Genomic DNA, 23,849 nt, shown 5'->3' with positions numbered 1-23,849 from the left:
CCGAATCGCGGGGATGCCCCGGAGGAGCGATAAGCACCCGGTTGATCGTGGCGAGCAACGCTCAGCAGCGCAGAGCCCCTGCTGGAAGCTCCGTCGCCGAGGTGAGGGGCAGTTCCAGGGAGGTGAGCAAGTCTCTGTACCGCTGCGCCAGCTGCGTCGGCGTGCTGCGGCTGTAGGCGACGATCTCGCGGTAGACCCCGGGGCCGATCGTTCTGGCGTGCCGTATCCAGCCGCCGGGTACGGCGTTGTTGGGCACCAGGGCTACTCCCAAGCCCTCCATGGCGAACAGCAGCGCGGCGGCCACCTGTCCGGTACGCGCGACAGCGCGTGGAGTGAATCCGAGGGCGGTGGCCGTGCGGTCCACTATCTCGCTCATGCCTTGCTCGGGCTCGTAGAGGATCCAGTCGGCTGCGGTCAGTTCATCGCGTTCTACCACCGCGGAACCCGTTTCTCGCCCCGCGGGGCCGACCAGCACCATCTCCTCGTAACCGAGTGACACGACGGGTCCCTCCCACAGTTCGGGCCGCGGTCCGACCGCTATGTCGCCCTGTCCGCCGCGAACCGCCTCCTCGAGCGCACGACGGTGCGAGAAGTCGTGCACCCGCAGGACGGCCGTCGGGAACAGGGAGTGCCACCGGACGGCGCTCGGGGGCAGGATGCCGGAGGCGATCGACCGGACGGTCAGCACGTGCACGTCGCCGCTTCGCCCCTCGACCACTTGGTGCACTGCGTCCGCGGCTTCTCCGACAGCCCGCAGTACCCGCTCGGCGTGGGGCAGGAAGACCCGTCCCGCGGGCGTGAGGGCCAGGCCATGGCGGCCGCGTTCGAGCAGTTGCGCGCCGAGTTCTTTCTCCAGCGAACGCATCTGCTGCGACAGCGACGGCTGCGAGACATACAGGCGTGCCGCGGCGGCACTGAACGATCCGCTTTCCCAGACGGCGAGAAAGTACTCCAGCTGGCGCAGTCGCATCAGACGAAGTTACCGCCGTCCTTGCCGGCCGCAGACATGCAGCGAGCGAGTCACGCGACCCGATTCGCTCGGCTGTCTCGGCGAGCGAGCCGGGCGAGCAGATGGTCGACTTCCGACCGCGCTCGGCTCGAGAGCACGCTGCGGGGCGCGCGCTGGTTGTCGGACGCGAGCAGGCCGCGCCGTTGCATGACGTATTTGCGCACCGCCAGGCCCACACCCGGCTGCTGTTCGTATCGCAGCAACGGCAGATGCGCGTCGAAGATGTCATGGCTTTCCTCACAACGGCCCGCCGCGGTATGACCGACCACATCGACCAGCATCTCGGGGAAGCAGTATCCGGTCATGGCGCCGTCAGCGCCCCGAGCGGTCTCGAAATCCAGGAAGAGTCCCCCGTTGCCGCACAGGATCGACAGTCGTGGCATGTCGCCCTCGGCTTCCAGCTGCCGCAGTGCGCTGATCTTCTCCAGTCCGGGCCAGTCTTCGTGCTTGAGCATGACGCAGCTGGGTACGGCGCGGGAGATGCGCGCGATGACCGGGGCGCTCATGACAACCGAGAACGACAGGGGGTAGTCCTGCACGACGAGGGGAACCGAGTCGCCGAGCACGGCCGCGACGCCCTCGTAGTAGCCGACGATCTGGTCGTCGGTGCGCAAGGTGTTCGGCGGTGCGACCATGACGCCCGCTGCTCCCGCCGACATGACCTCACCGGTGAGTGCGCGCATCGCCGCGTAGCCGGGCGCGGAAACTCCCACGACGACCGGAAGCCGGGTCTTGCGCAGCACGTGCCGCACAATTCGGGTCGCCTCGTCATGCGACAGTTTCGGCGCCTCGCCCATCTGGCCGAGCAAGGTGATCCCGGTGACGCCGACCGCTTCGTAGAAATCGACCAACCGGTGCAGCGAGTCGAAGTCCACCGCTCCCTGCTCGTCGAAGGGGGTGGGGGCGATGGCGAAGACGCCCTTCGCCTCTCGGGTGAGCACGGCCATGGCTGGGATCCTTCGTCGCTGTGAGTATCAGAGGCTGGTGATGAGACCACCGTCGACGCGCACCACCGTGCCGGTGATGTACGACGCCGGAACGCTGGCCAGGAAAGCCACCGTCGCCGCGTATTCGTCCGGGTCGCCGTAGCGGCCGATGGGGATGGTGGCGACGCTGTCGGCCCTGACCTGTTCGACGGTTCGGCCTTCGGCTTCGGCTTTGATCCGGTCGAGATGCTCGACGCGACGGGTTCCGATCCGACCTGGCACGACGATGTTGCATGTGACGCCGTCCGCGGCGACTTCCCGCGCCAGCGTCTTGGACCAGCCGAGCAACGTGGCGCGAAGACTGTTCGACAGCCCGAGACCGGGAATCGGAGCGACCACTCCCGAGCTGGTGCTGGTGATGACGCGGCCCCATCCGCGCGCGCGCATACCCGGGACGAGTTCGTCGCTGATGGCGATCACCGAAAGCACCATGGAACGGAAATGATCGAGCCACACCGCAGAAGGCCGGCCCAGGACCGGCGAGGGCGGCGGCCCGCCGGTGTTGTTGACCAGGATGTCGACCGGGCCGAGGGTTCGCTCGATCGCAGCGACGTTGCCCTCGATGGCGTCGAGGTCGGCGATATCCCACGCCACCGGTATGGCTCGGCCGCCGGCCGCGACGATCGTGTCGCAGCGGGATTCGGCGGCTCGGCGATGGATATCGGCGACGGCCACCTCGGCGCCCTCGGCCGCCAATTTCTCCGCGATGGCGCCACCCAGGCCGCCGCCCGCGCCCAGAACCAGTGCGGTTCGACCGGTGATCTCGAGATCCAAAGTCTACTCCTCGACCGAACGCCGATAATCCCGGCATTTTCCAGATATTTCGCACCGTAACACCGCGCCGACGAGTGCACCCAATACGAATATTCGCTGCACCCTATAGGACAGACTTATACCTGCAGTACAGCGCATGGTCGACGGAGGCTTTCCAGCTAGGGCCGGCTTCGCGTCGTTGGACAGCAAAGAAATCGCTCACATAGCCTCATGGTGGACCATAAAAGGACAATGAAAGGCAAAGTGGTGTCCTTTCCGGAAACAATGCTGGCCGCAGTGATAGGCGAGCCGGGAATTATCAAGACCAAAACCATGCCGGTGCCCCGCCCAGGCCCGGACGACGTTCTTGTACGAGTTCACCGGGCGTCACTGTGCGGCACCGACCTCAAGGTCCGCAGCCGTCGCTTCTTCCACGGAGCCGGCCCGGCGCCGGACACCTTCATTCCCGGCCACGAGTACGCGGGTGTCGTGGTCGCGGTCGGCAGCGCCGTCGACGAGTTCGCCGTCGGCGATCGTGTCGTCACCGAGGCGCATCGGGGCTGCATGCGATGCGTCAACTGCCTGTCAGGCTCCTACACGGACTGTCTGAACTACGGCAACCAGGCCAAAGGTCATCGAACACAGGGGATGACGGTCAGCGGCGGCTTCGCCGAGTATGTGGTCAACCACGTCTCCACGCTGTACCGGCTTCCTGATCACATCGACTTCGACTCGGCCGTCGTGCTGACCACCGCAGGCACCGTGATGCACGCGTTCGACGTGCTCGACTCGCTACTGGTCGGCGCCCGCGTCGCAGTGATCGGTCCCGGCCCTATCGGATTGATGGCCGTCCAGGTCGCCCGCGAACTCGGAGCCGAGCCGGTAATGCTCGTGGGCACACGCAACAACCGGCTGGAGATCGGGAAGCAATTCGGGGCCGACCATCTACTCAACTCCCGCGAGGAGGACGCCGTCGCCGCGATTCGAGAGATCACCGGCGGACTCGGCCCCGACATCGTCGTGGAGTGCTCCGGAGCTCCCAGCGCCGTCGACGACGCGATCCACATGGTCAAGCGCGGCGGCAGAATCGTTTTGGCGGGCTTCTTCGAACAACCGGTGACGGCTGACCTCAATCACGCTGTCATGAACGGGATCTCGATCGACACCATCCGCGGCGAAGGCGCGAACTCGGTAGCCAGGGCCCTGTCGCTGGCATCGCGTGGACGACTGCACACCAGACCTCTGGTCACCCATCATTTCCCACTCGAGAACATCGCCGAAGCATTCGATACTTACGCCGAACGGCGAGACAACGCGATCAAGGTCATGCTCGATGTCACCGGATGAGTCCACGCTTGCTCCGGTCCGTGAGCTGGTCGCCACCGACATGGCTGCCTGCGCGGCAGCATGGCTGGAATCGCTCGCCTCGGATCAACTGAGCCGAGCGCAGTTCGACTCGCCTCTGGCTGCCGACGCGGAGGCCGAGCGGCTCCGTTGGTTCTACACCCCGACCGACCACGGTGGACTCGCGCTGCGCGACCAGACCGCACGTCAGCAGGGCTTGGCGATGCGGCTGGTCGCATCGGGACTGTCCGAGGCCGGATACGCGACCGTCGCCACCGTGATGGGTTTGGAGAACGTCCTCGATCAGGTCGAAGGATGGCAAGTCCGCTGGGGACGGCAACGGGGCCGAGATCCCGGCCTGTACTGGCTGAGGTTGTTCGGCCGACCGGGCGACGCGGTCTGGGCATGGCGCTTCGGGGGCCACCACATCTCGCTGAACAACCTAATCATCGGCGGGCGCGTCGTCTCGACGACACCCTGCTTCATCGGAGCCGATCCAGCCAGCGCCGCGTTGCTCGGCGCAACACTACGGCCGCTGGGCGGGCCGGAAGAGGCGGCGCGGCAGCTGGCCAGGTCGCTGGACTCCGACCGCTATCACACGGCATTACTGCACACCAGCGCCATATCCGACATTGTCTCCGGCAACCGGCCGACCATCGCCCACGGCGACGCGATGATGCACATGCAGGATCTCTGGCGCGGCAGGTTCACCGATCCGGCGCTGCGAAAGCTGGTCGACGATATCGACATGCGCGCCGAAAGCGGCAGCGGATACACCGCGGCCGACCATGCGGCCATGGCGATTTCCTTTCCGCCCAAGGGGCTGGCCGCACGCGATCTCGACCCAGAACACCGGCACCTACTACGCCAGCTGATCAGCCTGTACACCGGTCGCGCGCCGAGCGCACTCGCCGCAGTCCACGCCGCGCACTATGCAGCCGACGACGTACTCGACGAGGTCCACTTCGGATGGGCAGGCAGCCTCGAGGCCGGGGAACCGCACTACTACCGAATCCAGGGCCCCGAGCTGCTCATCGAATACGACAACACCCAGCGCAAGGCCAACCACGCCCACTCGGTCTGGCGCAATCCGCGGTCGGATTTCGGGCTCGACGCCCTGGCCGAGCACCGCCGGCGCAGCGCGGATTGAAAACGCTGCTGGAATGCGGGCGGCAACGGCAGCCTGCGTTGGCCAGAATCACCCGATCGGCATCGCCAGGGAGTCATCTTCGAGTACTGAGCGGCACCGTCCACGCCATGCGAATCGGTGGCGATGAAAAGTCGGAGAACTCGACCTGCCTCGGTGGCGCAAGTCATCGGGGCGTTATCGAGCGGACCGAGCATTCGGCGCGTCCGTATCCGCCCGCGTTCCCCTGGAGTAAATGTTGCCGAATCCTTGCGACATGGGTAGACCAAAAGAGCGACGTCGTGACCGTTATATGCTGATCGGATGTCCAGCCCGCCGATCGGGGAGAATGCGACCGTGCCCACCGCCGATTCCGACGCCACCGAGAAGACCGGCCGCCGCTCCCCCGGCCGCCCCCGGGTTCCTTTCGACCGGATCGTGACCACCGCGCTGCGCCTGGTCGATGAGGAAGGCGCCGACGCGCTGTCGATGCGAACTCTGGCCCAGCGCCTCGAAACCGGTACCGCGGTGATCTACCGGGCTGTGGCCAACCGCGCCGAACTCATCGGCCACGTCATCGACTGCGTCCTGGGCGAGGTCGACATCGATGACGACGCCAACGACGGCGACTGGCAACGCGCCTGCATCGCCGCGGCCGAAGCCATCTTCGCAGCCCTGCACCGCCACCGCGGCGTCGCTCCCCTGCTCATCGAACAAGTACCCACCGGACCCAACGCCCTTCGCCTGCGCGAACAAGTGCTGGCTATGCTGCTGGCCAACGGATTCTCCCCGCGATCCGCCGCCATGGTGTACGCCACCGTGGCCCGCTACGTCGTCGGCTTCGCCGCACAACTCCAAGGCCACGACACCGAAGCGAACATCGACCCGACCGCCCTCGTCGCCCTCTATCGCCAACTCGACCCGGCGCAGTTCCCCGCCACCATCGCCGTCGCCGACTGCCTACCCGCGCAGACCCTGGAAAGCGAGTTCCACTTCGGACTTCGGCACCTCGTCGCAGGCCTCGCATCACTCAACACGGCGGAGACCGGGTCGATGGGCTCCGCCTGATTCGTTCGGCGTAGCGATTCGGCGCACTCGACAACAGTCCGCGCCGACGCTATACCGTGCCCTGCGGAGAAGTCGAGCCTCCGGTGGTGGACGCGGAAACGGGACCCCACACCACTTCCTCGACCAAGACCGGGTGGGACTGCGGGCCGCGTTCGTCGAGCAATCCCTGCACGAACGTGATATCCGGGTCGTGCGGTGCCTCGTCCACGGTCGCCACGATCCGAAATCTGTCGACGGGCAGCGGCGCGACCACCACCGGCCCGGCCGGTGAGAAGAACAGGATGACCTCGTCAGTGGGTACTCCGCCGCTGAGGCGGACGTCGGCGAGGGTGAACGATTTCGGCGTAGTGCCGCCGGTGAATCCGATTCCCGACCGTTCCCGCGCCACGCTGTGCGTGCCGTCCGCCGCCGGTAGGTAGCGCGCATGAAGCGGCCCGCCCTTCGAAAGGGTCGCGGCGACCGAATCCGGCTCCTGCGCTATTCCGGTGACAGTGACGGTGGCCGTGGCATCCGGGATGCGCGCTGCCAGGCGGTCGGCCTGAGAGGCAGCCAGCCAGATGTCGGCGCCGCCCCACAGCACGAGCGTGGGCGCGGCCACCCGGGCGAACTCGGCGTCGGTGAGCCGGAAGTCCATGTTGCGCCACAACGAAGCGCCGGATGTGGTGATCGCCGTCGGCCGCGACCGCGTGATCACATCCGCGTCCTCCTCACGGAACTACGGACAGAACTCGGCCGTTCGGCCAGCGACGCGCTCGCGGGCCAACTGCACGCGACGCTCGAAGGGCCCATCCTGCTGTACCTACAGACCGCCTCGCACCCCGGCAACGCCGTGCTGGAAAGTCTCCTCGTCCCAGGGTGGCGAACACTCATCGCCGCCTTGTGCGGGCCGATTGTTATAGTCGCCCGGTCGGCTGCGCCGCACCGCCCCGTCTCGCGGACGGCCGCCGACGAGCGCCGGAAGGGTCCCGGCGCGTTCGGTTGGGAAGGCAGTGCGTTGACTGTCACTGAGGGCATGGATTTCGCCGGGTATCGTATAGAGCGACGCATCGGGATCGGCGGCATGGGCACGGTATTCCTCGCCCAGCATCCACGCTTACCTCGCAAGGACGCGCTGAAGATCCTGTCCGACGGACACACCGGCGATCCGGTGTTCCGCGCGCGATTTCTGCGCGAGGCCTCCATCGCGGCGCGCGTGCGCCATCCCAACCTGGTCGCGGTGCGTGACCGGGGCCAGCACGGCGGCCGCTTGTGGATCGCGATGCAGTATGTCGACGGTGTCGATCTGGCTCAGTTGATCCGGCGCGGATCCGACGCGCTTCCGCTCGACCGGGCGGTCCGGATCATCGCCGAAGTCACCAAGGGGCTGGACGCGCTGCACCGCAAAGGACTGCTGCATCGAGATGTCAAGCCGGCCAATATTCTCGTCGCCGAACAGGACGGACGCCCGGACCGGGTGCTGGTCACCGATTTCGGCATCGCCCGGCCGCGGACGAACCGACGACATCGCCCGGCGGCGGGCTCAGCGCGACGCTGGCCTACGCGGCTCCCGAGCAGATCAGCGGCGGGCAGGTCGATCACCGTGCCGACATCTACGCGCTGGGCTGCGTGCTCTACGAGCTGTTGACAGGGTCGGTGCCGTTCGCCCGCGACACCCCCGCTGCGGTGATGTACGCACACCTGCACGATCCACCGCCCACCCTCGAGAATCGCGGGCGGCCATCGGGATTCGACGAGGTGATCGCCACCGCGCTCGCCAAGAACCCGGCCGATCGGTTCGCGAGTTGTGGTGCGCTGGCAGCTGCGGCGGAGGCCGCTGCGCAGAAGACGGTCCGGTTCGCGGCTGCCCCTCCGTTCCGCCCGACCACCCGGCGACGCAGACTGATCGCCGCTGCCGCGCTGGCCGTGGCGCTGGTCGCGGTGACGACGTCGGTGCTGGTCGGACTCGGTCGTGACGGATCGCCCGAGCACGCGTCGAGCGCGATCGCCGTCGGCCCGCAGACCAGCGTGGACGTTGTGTCCTGGGGCGCGTATACCTATGTCGCGCAGACCTTCCCCGAATTGCTGCCCGCCTCCCAGTTCGGCACCGGGTACCAGGAAGTCTTCGGCTGCCAACCGGTCGATGAGCGGCTCGGCAACGTCGCGATCGATGTCTTCGTACCGGTCGGCCGGATCATCTGCCAGGGCAACCACGAGCCGGTGCGCACGCTGGAGGTGGTGTGCAACGCCGACCGCGCGCCCATCGCCCCGCCGGTCACCATCGATCGAGCCGAGGGCGACGAGTCCTGGAGCCGTCCATCGGGCACCGGAAATCTGCATTGGGGCACGTATCTCGGATTGGACGGCAAGGTGGTGGGGCACCCTCGGCTGTACTTCGACGACCCGCGCCGCAACTTCTGCTACATAGTCGTCACCGGGTCTCCGACCGGGGCCGAACTGCGGGCCCGCTGGTGGACGGAGGCCCCGTTGTGAAACTCGCGCGCATGGCCCTGGCGCTGGGTGTGGCTCTGGCGGTCGGCTCGGGGTGCACGGTAGCGGGAAAGCCCGTACCCCGACCGGACCCGGGTAGCCTCGACGTCGGTCCCTACAGTCGGAAACCGCTGCTCGCGCCCGAGCACGGCAGCGAATACCACGGCCGGGTGCTCGAGTCGGTGCGCATGGCGGAGATCATGCTGGATCCGACCGACGTGGATCAGGCGTTGCGGATTCCGCTCCGCAGGAGCAGAGCGGTCCCGCTGCCCACCGCGGCGAAAGCCTCCGCGCTACTGGCCGATCCGGTCCGCGCGGTACTCGAACGGCACGGCATGCTTGCCGGCTTCAGTGTCGGCGCCACCGACACCCCGTCGCAGGTAGCGATCGGCGGCGGCCGCCTGCTCCAGGTGATGGTGCTGCGTTTCCCGGATGCCGCGGCGGCGCAGCGGGCCGCCCAAGACATCGATGCCGTCGATGCCGTCGATGCCGCGCTGAGCCCGGACAACGTCGCCGTCACGATCCCCGAACACCCCTCGGCGCGCGGTCATTGGCGTCCAGCGGTGCCGACGATCGCGGCCACGATGGCGCGGGATGTGTTCGTCGTCAGTGTGCTCGCCGGGCATACCTCTACCGACCTGGCCGCGCTGACCACACTGGCGGGCAAGGCCTTCGACGTCCAGGTACCGCTGTTGCGCGACTTCGTGCCCACGCCACCCGACAGGTTCGCGGAACTGCCTTTGGATCGCGACGGCATACTGGGGCGAATGGTGCCGGAAGCGCCGGGGCGATGGCCGTTCCCGGTGGTGATCCTCGGCGACTCGGCGGAGCACGCGGGATGGGGCAGCTTGATCCAAGCCCGTGGCATCGTCTATGGACCTCGCGGCGCCGAGCGCTTCCTCGGTTCTACCCAGGAGCCGGTCGAACTCCTCGGCCTCAACCGCTTCGACCTGCTGATCCGCTTCGCCGACGTGGCCGCCGCTCAGCGGCATTTCGCCCGACCGTTGGTGGCCCGATGCGCCGTTCTGATCGTGGAGGAGAAAGAGGGCAGCGCCGGTGAACGTCGCGGACGGAACGGATTTCGCCGGATATCGGATCGAACGCAGGCTCGGCGCGGGTGGTATGGGCGAGGTGTATCTGGCGCGGCACCCACGGCTGCCGCGTTACGACGCGCTGAAGATCCTTTCCGACCAGCACGCGAGTGACGCGGAGTTCCGGGCACGATTCCTGCGTGAGGCCGAAGCAGCGGTGCGTCTGCAGCATCCGAATGTGGTGGCAGTGCGGGACCGTGGTGAACACGATGGCCGGTTGTGGATCGCGATGCAGTACGTCGACGGCGGCGACGTCGCCGATCTGATCCGGCGTGACGCCGCGATCCCGGTCGAGCGCGCGCTCCGGATCCTGGCAGAGGCCGCGCAGGGACTGGATGAGATTCACCGGGTCGGCCTGCAACATCGTGACGTGAAGCCCGCGAATCTGCTGCTCGCCGAGGAACCGGGGGCGCTGGATCGGGTGCTGGTCACCGACTTCGGCATCGCGCGCATCGCCGGTGCGGAGGGAACGCTCTCCGAGGGCGGGGGGTTCACCGCCACGCTGGCGTACGCGGCGCCCGAGCTGATCAGCGCCGGCACGGTCGATCACCGTGCCGATGTGTACTCGCTCGGCTGCACGCTGTATCAGCTGCTCACCGGTTCGGTGCCGTATCCGCGCAGCAGTCCGGCGGCGGTCATGTACGCGCATCTGAACGAGGAGCCGCCCCGCCCGTCCCGCGAGAACGCGCGGGTGCCGACCGGATTGGACAAGGTCATCGCCACGGCGCTGGCCAAGAATCCGGCCGACCGCTATCAGAGTTGTGGTGCGTTGGCGGCGGCGGCGCAGGCCGCGTGCTCCGCAGAGGCGGCCGCCGGAGCCATGACCGGATCGATGCGTCGCCGCGGCGCTTCGGCCGGTGCGGCGATCGCGGCGATCGTGCTGGTGCTGATCGGTGTTTCGCTGGCCGTCGGCTTCGGTCGGGACGGTTCCGCAGGGTCGTCGGCGAGTTCTCCGACCCGGGTCGCCACCAATTCGGCTGCCTGGGGCGCGGCCGCGCTCGCCGCAGAGACTTTCCCGAATCTGCTTCCGGTCGCACCGGCCGCCGTCGGCTATCAGGATCTCCATACCTGCATGCACTCCGATCAGAACAACAACTTGATCTCCTTCGATCAGCAGGTGCCCACCGGTGGCGTGTTCTGCCTCGGCGACCGGGAGCCCGCCGAAGCGGTCGTGGTGATCTGCAATTCGGATCGCACACCGATTCCGGCGTGGCCACCGATCGCGCAACTGGAAGGGGAGGAGCTGTGGTCTCGTGGCTCCGCCTCCGGGAGGGTGCGGTGGGGAACCGTGACCACGAACGACGGCGTGACGGTCGGCAGGCTCGACGTGATGTTCGATCGTCCGGATCGCAACTTCTGCCGCCTGCGCGTAGGCGGCGCCCTCTCGGGCTCCGCGCTGCGGGAGCGGTGGTGGCCGGATGCTCCGCTATGACGAGGGTGCCGATGTATTCACGTGCTGAAGGAATACGAGTCGTCGCCGTTCTGGCCGCGGCCCTGACAGTGCTGTGCGGGTGTGTGCGCCCCGGCGAGCCGACCCCACAACGCCTGGACCTGTCGACGCTCGACATCGGATCGAACAGCGTCGATCCGCTGCCGCCGCCGCGGACCGGAACCGACAAATACGGGCGGGTGCTGGAATCGATGCGGATGGCCGAGGCCGTACTCGATCCCGTCGAGGTCGATCCGGCGTTGACCAAGGGTGTCGTACACCGGACGGCGCCGTTGCCGACCCCGCGCAAGGCCGCCGGTATTCTGGCCGAGCGGGTCCGTGACGTGCTCGAATCGCACAACATGCTGGCCGGATTCGCGGTCAGCGGCAGCGACGTCGACTTCGGCGCCAAAGCGCCGGAGATCGGCGCGGGACGGCTGCTGACGGTGATCCTGTTGCGCTTCCCCGACGCCATGGCGGCGCAGTTGGCAGCCCGGCAGATGAACGCCACCGATGCCGCGATCAGCCCGGACAATGTGCCGGTGCGGATCGCGGAGTACCCGTCGGCCTTCGTGTACTGGCGCCCTGCGGTGCCGACCATGGCCGCGACCATCGCGCACGAGTCGTTCGTCGTGAGCGTGCTGGCCGGGCACACCGCACCGGATCAAGCGGTGCTGTCCGGGCTGGTGCGCAGGGCATTCGACCTCCAGCTACCCAGATTGCGTGACTTCCAGCCGACCGCGCCGAACCAGTTCAGCCGCCTGCCCCTGGACCGGGAGGGCATGCTGTCGCGACTGATGCCCTACGGCGCTGGACACTGGCCGTATCCCACGGTGATCGCCTCGGACTTCGACGCCAATGCGGGCTGGTCGTCCTATCTCCGAATCAGCGGTGTGGTCCTCGGCCCGCGCGCTGCCCGGCTGATGAAGCACTTCGAATTCAAGGAATCGGTCGAACTCGTCGCGATGAACGGTCACAACCTGCTCGAGCGATTCCCGGACGCGGTCACGGCGCGGCGGGTGTTCACCGAGGAGATGCGGGCCGATTCCGCGACGCGCATCGCCCCACCGGCCGGTGTCCCGGACGTCTACTGCAATGGCATGAACCAGCAGCCGCAGTGGCCTGCCCAGGTCCGCTGCCGGGTCCTGTACGGCCGGTACTCGGCGACCCTCGTCGGCCGGCATCCGACCGACGCGCATCAGCGGATTTCCGCCCAATACGCCATGCTGGTGCGCAGTGAATAGCAGCCTGCCCGCGAGACTTCTGCCGGGCACGATCTTCGCGGGATACCGGATCGAGCGGGTGCTCGGCAGCGGCGGAATGGGCACCGTCTACGTGGCGGCGCACCCTCGGTTGCCGCGCCGGGACGCGCTGAAAGTATTGTCGGCGGAATACAGTACGGACCCCGAGTTCCGTGCCCGCTTCGTCCGCGAAGCCGAACTCGCCGCCCGGCTGGACCATCCGAACATCATCGGCGTCTACGACCGCGGCGTGGAGCACGGGCGGCTGTGGATCGCGATGCGATTCATGGACGGCTCCGATGCCACCACACTGATCCGCCGCCGTGAAGCGGCGCCGCCGCACCGTGTCCTGCACGTCATCACCGCCGCCGCACGCGGCCTGGATCACGCGCATCGGGCAGGCATGCTGCACCGCGACGTCAAGCCGGCCAATATCTTGATCGAACCGGTTCCAGGACAACCCGACCGGGTCGCTATCACCGACTTCGGTATCGCCAAGGCCGCCGCTGGGATGACGTCACTGACCCAGGCGGGATCGATCCTGGCGACCCTCGCCTACGCGGCGCCGGAGCAGCTGACCGGATCGGCGGTCGATCACCGTGCCGACGTCTACGCGCTGGGCTGCACCCTCTACGAACTATTGACCGGAGCGAAGCCGTTCCCGCGTGCGACGACCGATGCGGTGATCGCGGCGCACCTGCAGGATCCGCCGCCGAGACCGACCGCGGCCGTCCCGGAACTGCCCACGCGGATCGATGACGTAATCGCCCGCGCGCTGGCCAAAGACCCGCAGCGGCGCTATCAAAGCTGCGGTGCACTCGCCGAAGCGGCGGCGACGGCTTTCGGCGTCTCCCCGGACCCGGTGTCGTCGATGGTGCCCCGGTCGGCTGGGCGCAGGAGAATCGGTACCGGGATCGGTGTCCTGCTGGCCGTGGCTGCCTTGGCGATCACGAGTGTCGTCGTGCTGAACCGTGTTTCGCCCGAACATTCCGCGCCGGGTCCGGCGGATGCTTCCGGCGTGCTGTCCACGATGGGTCCGGTCGACACGAACTCATGGGCCGCACACGAGCGCGTGATTGCGGCGTTCCCTCACCTGCTTCCGAAAACGCAGAGCTCCAGTGGTTTCCAGGGCCTTCGATGCATCGCTGTGGATGGCGACCAGCGACCGATCGACGTGAGCCAAACGTGGCATGCGACCAATGCGTTGGCATGCAACGGAAACAGAGACCCTGTCTACCGACTGATGGTGCGGTGCGGGATCGATACACCCGCGCAGGACTTCGAGCCATCTCAGGGTGCGACCTTCGTCGGTGCGGAGAGCTGGCAGCGGCCCACCGGCCAGGGGCACGTCACCTGGAACGACACCACCGGCGTGGCGGGGCGCACCGGAGAGTTGCTGCTCCGATTCGATGACGCCGCGCGAGCGAACTGCAGAATGGGCGTGTCCGGCGGCACCTCGGGCCGCGACCTCTACGAGCGGTGGTGGCGCAACGCACCCTTGTGAGGCGAGCATGCCGAGGGCGCGCCCGCTTCGCTCGGCCGAGCTGATCGGTGTTCCCCGACGCGTCCTCTGGTATTCGTGGGCTTGTTCGGCCATCGCCTTGACCGCCGCGGCGTCGCGGCCGGGCTCACCCTGGCCGATCCATCGGCTGGGGCCGGATCCGCCCGTACGGTGCCGACTTTCGCGGAGTACATCCCGCAGGTGCTGGCATCCATGCCGGAAGGGTCCACCAGCGACCGTTACGGGGCGTATTGAGCAAGATCCTCGCCCAGCCCGGACGGGGCGCACGGCGCCTGGGCGAGCGCGGATGTGCAGAGGTTGTGCGAGGCGATCCGCGCGCAACGGGTGATCCGCCGCAGCGACCGCGGGGGACGCGATGTGGCCCGCCATGTCATCGACGTGTCGGATACGGCAGACACCGGTAGGGCGGCATGCACTGAGCCTCCGCCTTACCGGGCCTGTTCCGCATTCCGATCCGCAGGGGCTGGTCGCGCTGTTCGCATTCGGAGACTCGTCTGTCAGCGGCCAGCTGGAATGGCTGGGAGGTGACGAAACCGCTCGTAGCACTGACACGTTTCACCGCCACGGGCATGTGGCATCTCCCGCCCTCGACCTGAGTCCTCAAACCTCTCGAGGGAGTAACGCCTCGGCGGCGGCCCAGGCTCGGGCGAGCCCGAACTCGGCGACGCCGCGGATCAGATCCCGGAAGGTCTCCTCGGTGGCGCCGCCCGCCCTGGCCACCTCGGCGTGCAGACGCAGGGAATCGCCCAGCGTCTGGTAGAAGATGTCCACGACCAGGCAGGCGAGCGCCCGCTCCCGGACATCGAGATACGGGCGGGCCCAGCGCTGGGCGAACTGGTCCCCGGTGAAGGCCGCCAGCCCCGGGTCCACCTTCTCCAGTTCGCGGACCGCGCGCGCCAAGGCGCCACTCAACGGAACCGATGTGACCGGGTCGGTGTCCTGCGCCTCGGGCAGGCCGAGTTCGGTCAGGCGCTGAAAGGCGGTAACCAGGATGGGATAGCCCACGTAGGGAGCCAGATGGCGGAAGAGCTCCCGGATGGCCTCGGGTTCGACACCGTTGGCCGAGGCCATCTGAACATGCATGGCCAGGGGTAGATCCAGATGGGGGTGGCACAGGTCGGCGGTCAGGCAGACGAAGGCCTTCTCGCGCAGGGTCAAGTGAGTCAGGTGCCAGAGGTTGTGGCCCGCACCGACGGCAAGTTGGGCGAAGACGGGATCGAGCGAGGTCAGGGCGTCCGCTCCGGCGAGCTGGTTCATGGCTGGCTCCGTTCAGGAGAGACCGAGCGCGCGCAGGCGCAGGGCGTCGAGCGTGTACTGGGGCAGGATCCGGCCGAGGGTGCTCATCAGGCGAGACTTCTTGCCGGCTGGGTAGCGAGAATGTGGCTTGCGAGCCGTCAGGGCGCGCAGGATGGCATGGGCGACGACATCCGGACTGGAACCAGTGCGCTCTTCCTTCAGCCCGGCGGTGGTCATCGCCCGGTAGGCGTCGCCGTACAACCGCCTGCCCTCCGCACCGATTGCGGCCAGGCGCGGTTCGACCTCGTCCTGCAGTTTGTCGACTGCGGCGGTGTGGATGGAGCCGGGTTCGATGAGGACCGCGGCCACACCGTACGGTTTGACCTCCATGCGCAAGGCGTCGTTGAGCGAGCGGATGGCGTGCTTGGAGGAGCACAGCGGGCCACCGAAGGGCAGAGTGATCCAGCTGCCCACCGAGCCGACGGTGACCACGCGCCCGCGCGAGGCACGCAACTTGGGCAGCATGGCCTGTGTGACTGCCACCTGCCCGAACACGTTGACCTCGTACTGCCAGCGCAGCGCGTCCAGGGAAATGAACTCCAGCGGTCCGGTGACACCGACACCCGCATTGTTGATCAGGGCATCGAGCCGGTCGATGCGCTCGGCAGCCTCGGCGATCTGGCCGGCGTCGGTGACATCCAGCGTGATCGGAGTGATCGAGGCGCCGAGCGCCTCGCCGTCGGCCTCCTTGCGCACCCCGGCATAGACGGTGAAGCCCTCACGGGCGAGCAGCAGGGCGGTGGCCCGGCCGATTCCGGTCGAGGCGCCGGTCACCAACACGGTCTTCGACATCACTTGCTCCCTTCGTCTGATGCCAACAATTGTTGACCAGACACCAGCGCGACGTCAACACTCGTTGGCCTACATGCGTTGACTGAGGTTCGATGGCCATCCGGGATCTATTGGGACCCGTTGCCGACCACTGCGCAGACGGGCTGGCGCGGAGACGGACCGCCGCGGTTGGCTGCCGCGGTGGTCGCTCGTGGCGGGTTGATCGTGCGACCGAGCAAGCGCGGGGCTTGCGACCGGTGCGCTAGGGATTCCGATCGATACACGCATGAGTGACGTACGGACGGGCCGCACGACGGCCGCCACGCGGCTGGATCACCATGGGGTCGCGTCGGCGTCGGGGGTGCCGGTGAGATACCGCTGGACTGTCGGCCCCAGCCAGGCGACGACCTCTTGTCGCGTCATCGCGGCAAGAGGCGGGAAGGCCAGCGCGAAACGGCACAGTGCCATGCCCAGGATTTGGGATGCCGCCAGCCCGGCCCGGACCGGTCCGTCACGGGGGTCGTCGTTCAGGCGAGCGATCAGCGGCCCCAGCTGGGTGGCGAAGATCGAGCGCATCCGTTCCGCGACGGCATCATTGGTCACCCCGGCGCGCAGCAGGATGAGCAGTGCTTCGTCGCGTTCCCAGCGCTCCAGAAAATGAGCGACCAGTGCGGCGCCGACCTGCTCGCGCGGAATCTGCGTCAAATCCGGCAGTTCCAGATCGAATTCGACCGACGCCGCGAACAGTCGCTCCTTGTTGCCGAAGTATCGCATCACCATCGCCGGATCAATGGCGGCGTCCGAGGCGATTGCCCTGATGGTGGCGCGGTCGTATCCGTCGGCCGCGAAGCGCTCACGGGCCGCGGCCAGGATGACAGCCTTCGTCTCGCCGGAACTTCTCCTCATGCCCACAAGTGTAGGCCAACATATGTTGACAACACTGGCGGCGCGTCCTAATGTTGAAGTCAACAAGCGTTGACCTTAATGGGGCAAGGCCATCACCGACACTCGATCACCCTGCACGACAGAGGAACTCATCATGGAAATCGTCAACGACAACCTGGCAGTCAAGGCTCGCCTCAGCACGCCGACCGGCAACGGGTTCCTGCTGCTGGCCGCGGAAATCGGTGGCTGGGCCGGGCCGTTCCCGCTGCCCGCGCGATCACGTCGCCGGATACTCGGGCAGATCCAGCCGGTCTGCCGACGGCTGGCGGCCCGCGATGACGTGATCGAGGCGACGGCGTTCCGCGCGGCGCTGCGTCCGCCCGGCGAAGGCGCGCGGCTGCTGCGCCGAGCTGGTGTACGGCCCGCCCGCTACGAAGTCGTCGTCCTGATCCGCACCGCGAGCGTCGATGACATCGAGGTGGTGCGCACCGACCCGGCATACCTCGAACTGTCGGCGCTGCTGGAAAACGGTGCCCGGCATGTGCACCTCACCGCCGCGAGCAACCCGGCCAGAATCGCCGACGTCGATCACAACCAGCACAGCTGGTTCCTGTTCAACTACTTCTTCTGCCAGGACAGGCAGACCGTGTTCGATGTCTGGGAATACACGGCCGGCTGGTTTCAGCGGAAGACGGCGCTGCCCGACTCTGCGCTGATGCAACCACTGCCGGGGGAACCCGCCGACTACAGCCTCATCAACCACGCCAGCTGGCCGAACCTGCGCACCTTCCTGCCCAGCCTGTTGTTCCGGCCGACCTTCCGCTCCTTCGTCCTGGCCAACTTCGCCGCCAACGACGTTGCCGCGCAGCCGATCATCTACCGACGTCTCCGGTAATCCCGCGACACGTTCGGGCCTGCTGGGCGCGCGGAGGTCGTGTGCGCGGCAAGTGGACCGCGGGTGTCGGCGTGGGTGCAATCATCGGTCGCCGTCCGGTCACTGCTCCTCGCGCGGACTACCGAGCCGTCTCCAAGCGCGGGGCCGCCGACTCCATCAGTACTGCCGCCCTGTTCGTGCGACCGCCGTGGACCTTGGTTGCACGCCCTGCTCGAACTCTCGCCGACATCTCAGTCTTTCGGCGCGGGATTGATTGTGTCGCCATCCCAGCTGAGATCCGATTTCTCGGTGATCTCGAAAGCCTCGAAACGGTTGTCGGCCAGGACCGCGTGGACCAGAGCCCGTGAGCCGGCGACGATCGTGGAGTCGAAGTCGATCTCGCTTGCCACGACCCATGCGTGGTCGGCGGGCCAGAGCAGTTGGGGCGTCACTCCGGGGAAGTCGGCTGTCCATCCCAGGCCCGCCGTATGCACCCAGTCGGGGTCGGCGAGTTCGGAGAGACTGGTGTCGAACAGCATGAAGTCGCGTCCCGGCCAAGGCAGGAAAGGCCCGGCCTGGGCCGCCCGTCTGACCTGCGGCGCGACAGAGGCGGCCAGCTCGGCGTCGATTCGATTTCGCTCGCGCTCGAGGTTTTGTGGATCGCCGTCGGTGGACGCGATGATCACCGCACCCGAGGATGTGTTCAGCTCGCCGAATCCATTCCAAACTCCGGCCGTCACCTCTTCCGGTGCCTCGGTGGCTGCACGAAGGTGGACAGTGAGCGCGGCCAGCAGGCATGGGTCGAACCACCCCTCGACGCTCTGGCCGACTTCCCAGCCGTCGTCGAACGACATCGCCGCTTCGTCCTCACCATCGGTGAGGTTGCGCCACTGCACCAGCGGATGCATTACTCTGCCGTTGCGCGCGGCGATCTCGGCCCATGGCCACATCGCCTCCTCCACGATCGCGGGATTGCCCCACTCGTCGGTGACCGTGACGTCGCGGCGGGTCGCCTCGACCGGGTGCAGGATGCGCGCATAAGCCTCGAAGCCGGTACCGGCGACGCCGCCGACCCCGTGTTCGCCGACGCGCGCCAGCAGCCACCCGCCACGTTCGAAATCCGTTGTGAACTCCACCCGGTCAGCCTAGTGAAACACGCCTGTCGGGCAGCTCTGTCTCTGGCGTCAGTCCCGTCGGGGCTGGTGTAGCCTTCGAGGATCGACCGCGTCCGCTCGAGTCGGTGACACCAAAGGCATCGCTCGGAACTCGTGCACGACATGCCGAGGAGTATGCCGGCATGCTGGCGGTGATCTCCCCATCATTTCTGCCACGCTATCGGTCATCCGCATCTTGCCGCGATCACTCCCGTAGCGGTGGCCGGTCAGTCGCCGTAATGGTCGCGTGTCTCGAACTCGCCGAAGTCGTCCTGGAGCCAGCCCAGGTCGCGCCAGGCCCCCGTGCCGTCGAGGGGGCCCGCATAAACGATCTCCAGGTAGCTGCCAGGCTGGTCGTCGAGCCGCAGGCGGCGGCCTCGGCTGTACAGGAACACCGACACGCTGATGTCCGGCTGTCCGTCGATGTACTGCATGCCGAGTACTCCCTCCCACGCCACCTGGAGGGACGGACCGGACGGCTCAGGACCTCGGACGAGACAGGAGAACCCGTCCTCGGTCTCGCTCGCGTCGACTACGGTCACCCGCTCACCGAGGTGAGTGGCGAGGCTGGCGGCGAGGATATCGATCGTGGACCTCCACCGGCTGGGTGATGGGTTGTCCTCGAGGCCGTTCTCGACCGTCATGACCAATCGTTCCTTTCCCCGCGCTCTCAGTGCGGCGGTGTGGCGCTGGTTGCTGTATCCGGGCAGCGGCTTCGCCGATCAGGTCCTGCGCTCGGGCCGCAACTGGGTCTACGACGTGGGCGCCGCGCACAGAGTGATCATCACGATCGTCGGGATTGCAGGTACTGGAGGCACCGTCGATGACAACGGCTGCCCATTGGTTACAGCCGAACCCAGAGGGGCGGGCCGCTTATCCTCGGAGATCCGTGACGATGACCCGGTCGTCTCGTGGGTCCAACAGATCTTGAGCAGCGGGTAGCACTGTCGTCGCAGGAAAGTAGTCGCGGTCGAGTTCGTACGTGATGCGGGTGCCAGGGTCTCCGATCGGCTCCCGCTCGCGCGGTGACTCGATGGGCGTCGTCCCCTCGAACACCTGCAGCCAGTGCCGATCGGCGGTTCGAATCTCGATCCAGGCCCGAGCGCTGACCGCAAGCAGCGCGCCGAGTGACCATCGGCTCAATGGCAACCCATTCGAGTCGAGCTTGTCCATCTCGTTGACAAAGTTGTCAGTGATAGTGAACCGGTGGTCCGACTCGATGACCACCTCAACGACCACCTCAATCCGCGGGGTCTGCCGATCCGGCTCCCACAGCGTATCCCGCACCACTGCATTGACAACGGCGCCGGCCAGCCCGGGATCCTCACGGCGGCAACCGAAGAACATCTGAGGTCGACCTCGAATAATCTCTCCGGACGAAATCGCGGTAGTGCTCAAAGACGAGTAGTCCTTCGGCTGTGCTCCCACAACCTCCATCCTTCCAGCCAGATCCAACACGATTTCTCCCCGCCGACTTGCGCCCAGAGTCGACCACCAGGCGCTGCGGCCACACGTCGCCCCTGCACTCCTGGACCGGTCGTGATCGCGCCGTCGACGCCTACCTGACCGCTGCGATCACTGACGTATCGAACATCATCGACACGAGGATGGTGCACCAGTGAGCACGCTGCCCGCCTGGAGTCAGACGGGTTGGCCGATCGGACGGATCGTCACCGTGTTGAGGTCGTCGAACCGGACGGCACCCTCGATGTGACCACGAGGTCGCCGTTCTGGCCGGCGCCTCGGTGGAGTACTACACCGAGCTCGAGCGTGGTGCCGGCTCGCAGCCCTCCGACCAGATGCTCGCCGCGCCCGCCCGCGCCCTGCGCCTCAGTCGCGACGAACGCGACCATCTGTACCGGTTGGCGAACCGCCCGATCCCGCACCAGGGCGGGACGGCGTCACACGTCCACCCGGCGATGCTCGACCTGCTGACACGAATCGACGGGACCCCGGCGATGGTGAGCACTGACCTGCACACCGTTCTGGTACAGAACCCGCTCGCCATCGCGATGCTCGGCGACCTGTCCGCGCACCACGGCCGCGCGGCGAGCTTCCGCTACCGATGGTTCACCGACCCGGCCTCGCGGCAGATCTACCCGCAGGAAGACGGCGCCCCGCAGTCACGCTCGTTCGTTGCCGACCTGCGCGCGGCAGTCGGGCGACGCAGCCCAGGCGACGCCGAGGCGACCGAACTGGTGGACGAGCTGCTGCACCAGTCGCCGGAGTTCCAGGCACTCTGGGCCGACCAGGACGTGGAAGTGCGCAGAGACGAGCGCAAGCGGATCCTCCACCCCACCGTTGGCATGCTCGACCTCACCTGCCTCAGCGGGCGATTATGGCGCGGATCGGCACCCAGACCCTCTACTCGTCCCTCGCTGAGCACCGCGCTCAGCCGTCACCGTCCGATCGTGTGCCGAATGCTTTAACGCTGCGTGCAGCGCTCGTAGACGGTATGCAGTGCGGCGATCAACAATACGAAGATCGGTACGGTCAGTATCTCCCACTCGTCTTCTCTGGCCAGCAGAGCCGCACTTCCCGCCAACGCCACGTAGGCCGAGTAGAAGAGCGTGCGAACGACGACCAGTGATGCGCCGACGGGCGGTGTACGCCAGCTCACCGCGATCGCCACCACCTGCACGACCAGCGCGTAGCCGATTGCCGCGCGCTGGACGACGCCGAGACCGGCCCAGTCCGCTACGGCGGTGAACAGGAGTCCGCACCCGATCACCGCGGGAAGTACGGCCTGCATGGCGAGTCCGAATATCCGGACGCGCCGTTCCCGCGCGCGCACCCGCGACGGGTCGACATCGGCCATGTCTATGCGATCTTCCAGCTGGACTTGCCGTCACCTTCGACCGATGCGTCGTTGAAGCTTGTCGCCTGGGAGTCCGGCCATTTGCCGTCGGGGAAGGATCTGTCGATGTCGCCCATGGCTTTGGCCTGCGCGCCGAGAAAGGTCACCAGGGCGGTACACGCGGCAACGGCGGTCGCCATCGTCATCCCGGATGTCGCGGCGACATCGGCGATACTGATCCCCGCCCCGACACCGCTGAGCAATTCACCGATGGCGCGGGCCAGACCGACCAGAAAATTGGCACAGGCCGTAAGAATCGCGGCATAGAACGCGACGCCTCCGACCGACGCATCGATCATGGCGCTCCGCGCCTTCTCGGCGATATCCGAGAACGTGCCCGCTGCACCACTCTGACTCGTGCAGGTTTGCATGTACGAGGTGCGAGCCGCACCCTCCCACCGGCGCAGGGCTTCCACATTGTTGGGATCCAGCGCCTGTTTCACACCGTTGACACTGTCCCTGACGTCCGCCCAGTCCTCGCTCCGCAGAGTTGGTCTTCCTCACCGGCCGAACCGGTGAATCGGTCGGCATCGGCATCCTGACCTTGATCCATCACATCATGCGCCGGCTCGAGGATCCGCTCCAGCCCGAGCGACGGTGCATCGCCGGCGGATTCGACCGCCGGGAACCGGGTCGGAGTAACCGCATTGATGTTGAGGGCCTCGAGTTTGTCTATCGTGCCGATCCGATCCGCCGTGATACTCGTGAATTCCAGCATTCTGTGGTCGGCATTCCGCACGGCACTCACCACCGCCGCCCCCAACTGGCCCGGGTGCAACTGGGCGCGCCAGCTCTCCGCCACGGTGATTCGTGTCAGCTCACCATTTCTGGTCAGCGAGACATCGACTGTTCCGGTTTCGTCGCGGCCTCGCGCATCCGATGGACCGGCATCGAAAGCCTCCTGCATGATGTTCGAGATCTCGGCAGTGTAGGCGTGCAGTCTGGAGAACTCCTCGATCAGATTGTGCAACTGGCCGAGTCCGGAGTTTTCGGCCTCGGCCGCCGCGTCCAGACCCGGCGGCGCGGTGGCCGAGGACCGGTGCTCCGGCGGCTGCGCGGCAACCGGCGGATGTGTACTCGCGGGGTACGACGGGGCAAGTCCGTCGACGGGTTCGGCCGGCGCCGGTGCGCGGTAGTTCGGCATCGGGTCGGCCGGGCGGACATCCGGTAGCCGTGGGGCCGGTCTGGCGGCCGGGCGGATCGGCTCGTCGTCCCAGAACTCGTCGGGATCGTCGTAGTGGTTGAAGAATCCGCCGGTCATCGAAACACCTCGCCGTTTCCATCCATCACGGACAAGAACAACAAAGCCGACTATGCATTGCCCCCGCCCACCTCAGCCACCCTCCGGTGGATGCCATCACCCTTGCTCCCGGACCGGCTTTTGTCAATTGTCACCGCCTCGATCCACGACTCGGCGCCCGCACGGGCTCGGAATGCACCACCCATCGGAATGCACCCGGCGCGGGCACTGCTGGACGCGGGCATGCGGGCGAGACGACCGGCCATGCCGGTGCGGGTCCGCCGCTGATCTACTTGATATCGCAGCTGATACAGCGCGTTTCGACGTCATCGAGCACAGGGAATACATCATGAGGATCACCATGCTCGGGGCTCCCGGAACCGTCGGCGAGTGGTCGTGGAGGAGGGTCTGGCGCGAAGTCACCAGACCACCGCGTTAACGCTGAACGCGGCGTCGGCGCGGGCCCGGCACGACGCGCTACGGGTGGGCGCAGGGCGATGTGCTCGACTCCGTCGCCACCGAGCGCGCGATCACCCGCCAGGACGCGGTGATCTCGACGCTGGGTGACCCGCAAGGGGCGGTTCGGTACCAGGACACCAAGTCGGTGGTGGATATCAGGGCGAGCGCGACTTCATGCTCGCGATCACGATGTCCATTTCCGGCGCCTGATCAGACCAGGCCCGCAGTGACCGGTCCGCTGCCGTGGCTGCCGACCCAGGCCAGGTAGCCGTCGGGTC

25 protein-coding genes are annotated in these 23,849 nt (G+C 67.1%); 12 read left to right on the top strand and 13 right to left on the bottom strand.

What is annotated here, in order from left to right:
• Positions 1-61 precede the first annotated feature (61 nt).
• From ON27_RS33900 to ON27_RS33890, 3 genes are read right to left on the bottom strand one after another with little or no spacing between them, the layout of a single operon-like run.
• The gene (locus ON27_RS33900; RefSeq protein ID WP_043736900.1) at positions 62-970 is read right to left on the bottom strand and encodes a LysR family transcriptional regulator; all 909 of its coding nucleotides are present in this window, start codon (positions 968-970) and stop codon (positions 62-64) included.
• Between the two features lie 50 nt (positions 971-1,020).
• On the bottom strand, positions 1,021-1,956 hold the full coding sequence (locus ON27_RS33895) for a dihydrodipicolinate synthase family protein (protein ID WP_043736899.1): 936 nt from the start codon (positions 1,954-1,956) through the stop codon (positions 1,021-1,023).
• Between the two features lie 27 nt (positions 1,957-1,983).
• Positions 1,984-2,769: an SDR family oxidoreductase gene (locus ON27_RS33890; RefSeq protein WP_043736897.1), complete on the bottom strand. Its 786-nt coding sequence runs from the start codon at positions 2,767-2,769 to the stop codon at positions 1,984-1,986.
• Positions 2,770-3,000: 231 nt separating this feature from the next.
• On the opposite strand from ON27_RS33890, the gene ON27_RS33885 reads away from it, so the two are divergent.
• From ON27_RS33885 to ON27_RS33875, 3 genes are all read left to right on the top strand, one after another.
• On the top strand, positions 3,001-4,095 hold the full coding sequence (locus tag ON27_RS33885; RefSeq protein ID WP_043736895.1) for a zinc-dependent alcohol dehydrogenase: 1,095 nt from the start codon (positions 3,001-3,003) through the stop codon (positions 4,093-4,095).
• Positions 4,082-5,242, top strand: a complete 1,161-nt coding sequence (locus tag ON27_RS33880; RefSeq protein ID WP_051047296.1) for a DUF3500 domain-containing protein — start codon at positions 4,082-4,084, stop codon at positions 5,240-5,242. Before ON27_RS33885 ends, ON27_RS33880 begins: the two co-directional genes overlap by 14 nt.
• A 300-nt stretch (positions 5,243-5,542) precedes the next feature.
• A complete protein-coding gene (locus ON27_RS33875) occupies positions 5,543-6,286 on the top strand; it encodes a TetR/AcrR family transcriptional regulator (RefSeq protein WP_083888012.1) in 744 nt (247 codons plus the stop codon).
• Positions 6,287-6,335: 49 nt separating this feature from the next.
• On the opposite strand, the gene ON27_RS42540 is transcribed toward ON27_RS33875, so the two are convergent.
• Positions 6,336-6,980, bottom strand: coding sequence for an FAD-dependent oxidoreductase (locus ON27_RS42540; protein ID WP_051047295.1), 645 nt, complete (start codon positions 6,978-6,980; stop codon positions 6,336-6,338).
• A 300-nt stretch (positions 6,981-7,280) separates the two neighbouring features.
• Between ON27_RS42540 and ON27_RS45470 the strand changes: the two genes are divergently transcribed.
• From ON27_RS45470 to ON27_RS43530, 7 genes are all read left to right on the top strand, one after another.
• Positions 7,281-7,910, top strand: a complete 630-nt coding sequence (locus ON27_RS45470; protein WP_169334561.1) for a serine/threonine-protein kinase — start codon at positions 7,281-7,283, stop codon at positions 7,908-7,910.
• Positions 7,817-8,755 carry a serine/threonine-protein kinase gene (locus ON27_RS45150; RefSeq protein ID WP_281032794.1) on the top strand — a complete coding sequence of 313 codons (939 nt, stop codon included), beginning with the start codon at positions 7,817-7,819 and terminating at the stop codon, positions 8,753-8,755. Before ON27_RS45470 ends, ON27_RS45150 begins: the two co-directional genes overlap by 94 nt.
• A complete protein-coding gene (locus ON27_RS45145) occupies positions 8,752-9,957 on the top strand; it encodes a DUF7373 family lipoprotein (RefSeq protein ID WP_051047292.1) in 1,206 nt (401 codons plus the stop codon). The genes ON27_RS45150 and ON27_RS45145 overlap by 4 nt, the downstream gene beginning before the upstream one ends.
• Complete coding sequence (locus ON27_RS33860; protein WP_051047291.1) at positions 9,875-11,275, top strand: serine/threonine-protein kinase; 1,401 nt, start codon at positions 9,875-9,877, stop codon at positions 11,273-11,275. Before ON27_RS45145 ends, ON27_RS33860 begins: the two co-directional genes overlap by 83 nt.
• Positions 11,276-11,286: 11 nt before the next feature.
• The gene (locus ON27_RS33855; RefSeq protein WP_157227635.1) at positions 11,287-12,516 is read left to right on the top strand and encodes a DUF7373 family lipoprotein; all 1,230 of its coding nucleotides are present in this window, start codon (positions 11,287-11,289) and stop codon (positions 12,514-12,516) included.
• A complete protein-coding gene (locus tag ON27_RS33850; protein ID WP_051047290.1) occupies positions 12,509-14,017 on the top strand; it encodes a serine/threonine-protein kinase in 1,509 nt (502 codons plus the stop codon). The genes ON27_RS33855 and ON27_RS33850 overlap by 8 nt, the downstream gene beginning before the upstream one ends.
• A 75-nt stretch (positions 14,018-14,092) precedes the next feature.
• The gene (locus ON27_RS43530) at positions 14,093-14,269 is read left to right on the top strand and encodes a hypothetical protein (RefSeq protein ID WP_157227633.1); all 177 of its coding nucleotides are present in this window, start codon (positions 14,093-14,095) and stop codon (positions 14,267-14,269) included.
• A gap of 366 nt (positions 14,270-14,635) precedes the next feature.
• Here ON27_RS43530 and ON27_RS33845 read toward each other — a convergent pair whose 3' ends face one another.
• From ON27_RS33845 to ON27_RS33835, 3 genes are all read right to left on the bottom strand, one after another.
• Positions 14,636-15,292 (bottom strand): carboxymuconolactone decarboxylase family protein, encoded by a 657-nt coding sequence (locus tag ON27_RS33845; RefSeq protein WP_043736888.1) that lies wholly within the window; start codon positions 15,290-15,292, stop codon positions 14,636-14,638.
• Positions 15,293-15,304: 12 nt separating this feature from the next.
• Positions 15,305-16,123, bottom strand: coding sequence for an SDR family oxidoreductase (locus tag ON27_RS33840; RefSeq protein ID WP_043736885.1), 819 nt, complete (start codon positions 16,121-16,123; stop codon positions 15,305-15,307).
• A 312-nt stretch (positions 16,124-16,435) separates the two neighbouring features.
• Positions 16,436-17,008: a TetR/AcrR family transcriptional regulator gene (locus ON27_RS33835; protein WP_043736904.1), complete on the bottom strand. Its 573-nt coding sequence runs from the start codon at positions 17,006-17,008 to the stop codon at positions 16,436-16,438.
• Positions 17,009-17,141: 133 nt separating this feature from the next.
• Here ON27_RS33835 and ON27_RS33830 point away from each other — a divergent pair, with 133 nt between their 5' ends.
• Positions 17,142-17,882, top strand: a complete 741-nt coding sequence (locus tag ON27_RS33830; protein ID WP_043736882.1) for a hypothetical protein — start codon at positions 17,142-17,144, stop codon at positions 17,880-17,882.
• A 230-nt stretch (positions 17,883-18,112) separates the two neighbouring features.
• Here ON27_RS33830 and ON27_RS33825 read toward each other — a convergent pair whose 3' ends face one another.
• From ON27_RS33825 to ON27_RS33815, 3 genes are all read right to left on the bottom strand, one after another.
• Positions 18,113-18,997: a hypothetical protein gene (locus tag ON27_RS33825; RefSeq protein ID WP_043736880.1), complete on the bottom strand. Its 885-nt coding sequence runs from the start codon at positions 18,995-18,997 to the stop codon at positions 18,113-18,115.
• A 245-nt stretch (positions 18,998-19,242) separates the two neighbouring features.
• Positions 19,243-19,659, bottom strand: coding sequence for a hypothetical protein (locus ON27_RS33820; RefSeq protein WP_043736877.1), 417 nt, complete (start codon positions 19,657-19,659; stop codon positions 19,243-19,245).
• 229 nt (positions 19,660-19,888) lie between these two features.
• Positions 19,889-20,473: a hypothetical protein gene (locus ON27_RS33815; protein ID WP_157227632.1), complete on the bottom strand. Its 585-nt coding sequence runs from the start codon at positions 20,471-20,473 to the stop codon at positions 19,889-19,891.
• A 287-nt stretch (positions 20,474-20,760) separates the two neighbouring features.
• Between ON27_RS33815 and ON27_RS33810 the strand changes: the two genes are divergently transcribed.
• On the top strand, positions 20,761-21,444 hold the full coding sequence (locus ON27_RS33810; protein ID WP_051047289.1) for an MmyB family transcriptional regulator: 684 nt from the start codon (positions 20,761-20,763) through the stop codon (positions 21,442-21,444).
• On the opposite strand, the gene ON27_RS33805 is transcribed toward ON27_RS33810, so the two are convergent.
• The 3 genes from ON27_RS33805 to ON27_RS33795 are packed head-to-tail and all read right to left on the bottom strand — an operon-like array spanning position 21,441 to position 22,842.
• Positions 21,441-21,833: a hypothetical protein gene (locus ON27_RS33805; protein ID WP_043736873.1), complete on the bottom strand. Its 393-nt coding sequence runs from the start codon at positions 21,831-21,833 to the stop codon at positions 21,441-21,443. The two genes, ON27_RS33810 and ON27_RS33805, sit on opposite strands and share 4 nt — an antisense overlap.
• Before the next feature lie 2 nt (positions 21,834-21,835).
• The gene (locus ON27_RS33800; protein WP_043736871.1) at positions 21,836-22,315 is read right to left on the bottom strand and encodes a hypothetical protein; all 480 of its coding nucleotides are present in this window, start codon (positions 22,313-22,315) and stop codon (positions 21,836-21,838) included.
• The gene (locus tag ON27_RS33795) at positions 22,312-22,842 is read right to left on the bottom strand and encodes an energy transducer TonB (protein WP_169334560.1); all 531 of its coding nucleotides are present in this window, start codon (positions 22,840-22,842) and stop codon (positions 22,312-22,314) included. Before ON27_RS33795 ends, ON27_RS33800 begins: the two co-directional genes overlap by 4 nt.
• Positions 22,843-23,849 lie beyond the last annotated feature (1,007 nt).

This window comes from Nocardia asiatica NBRC 100129, from assembly GCF_000308415.1.
In the GTDB taxonomy this organism is placed as follows: domain Bacteria; phylum Actinomycetota; class Actinomycetes; order Mycobacteriales; family Mycobacteriaceae; genus Nocardia; species Nocardia asiatica.
This window is presented reverse-complemented; position numbering and strand designations above follow the sequence as displayed.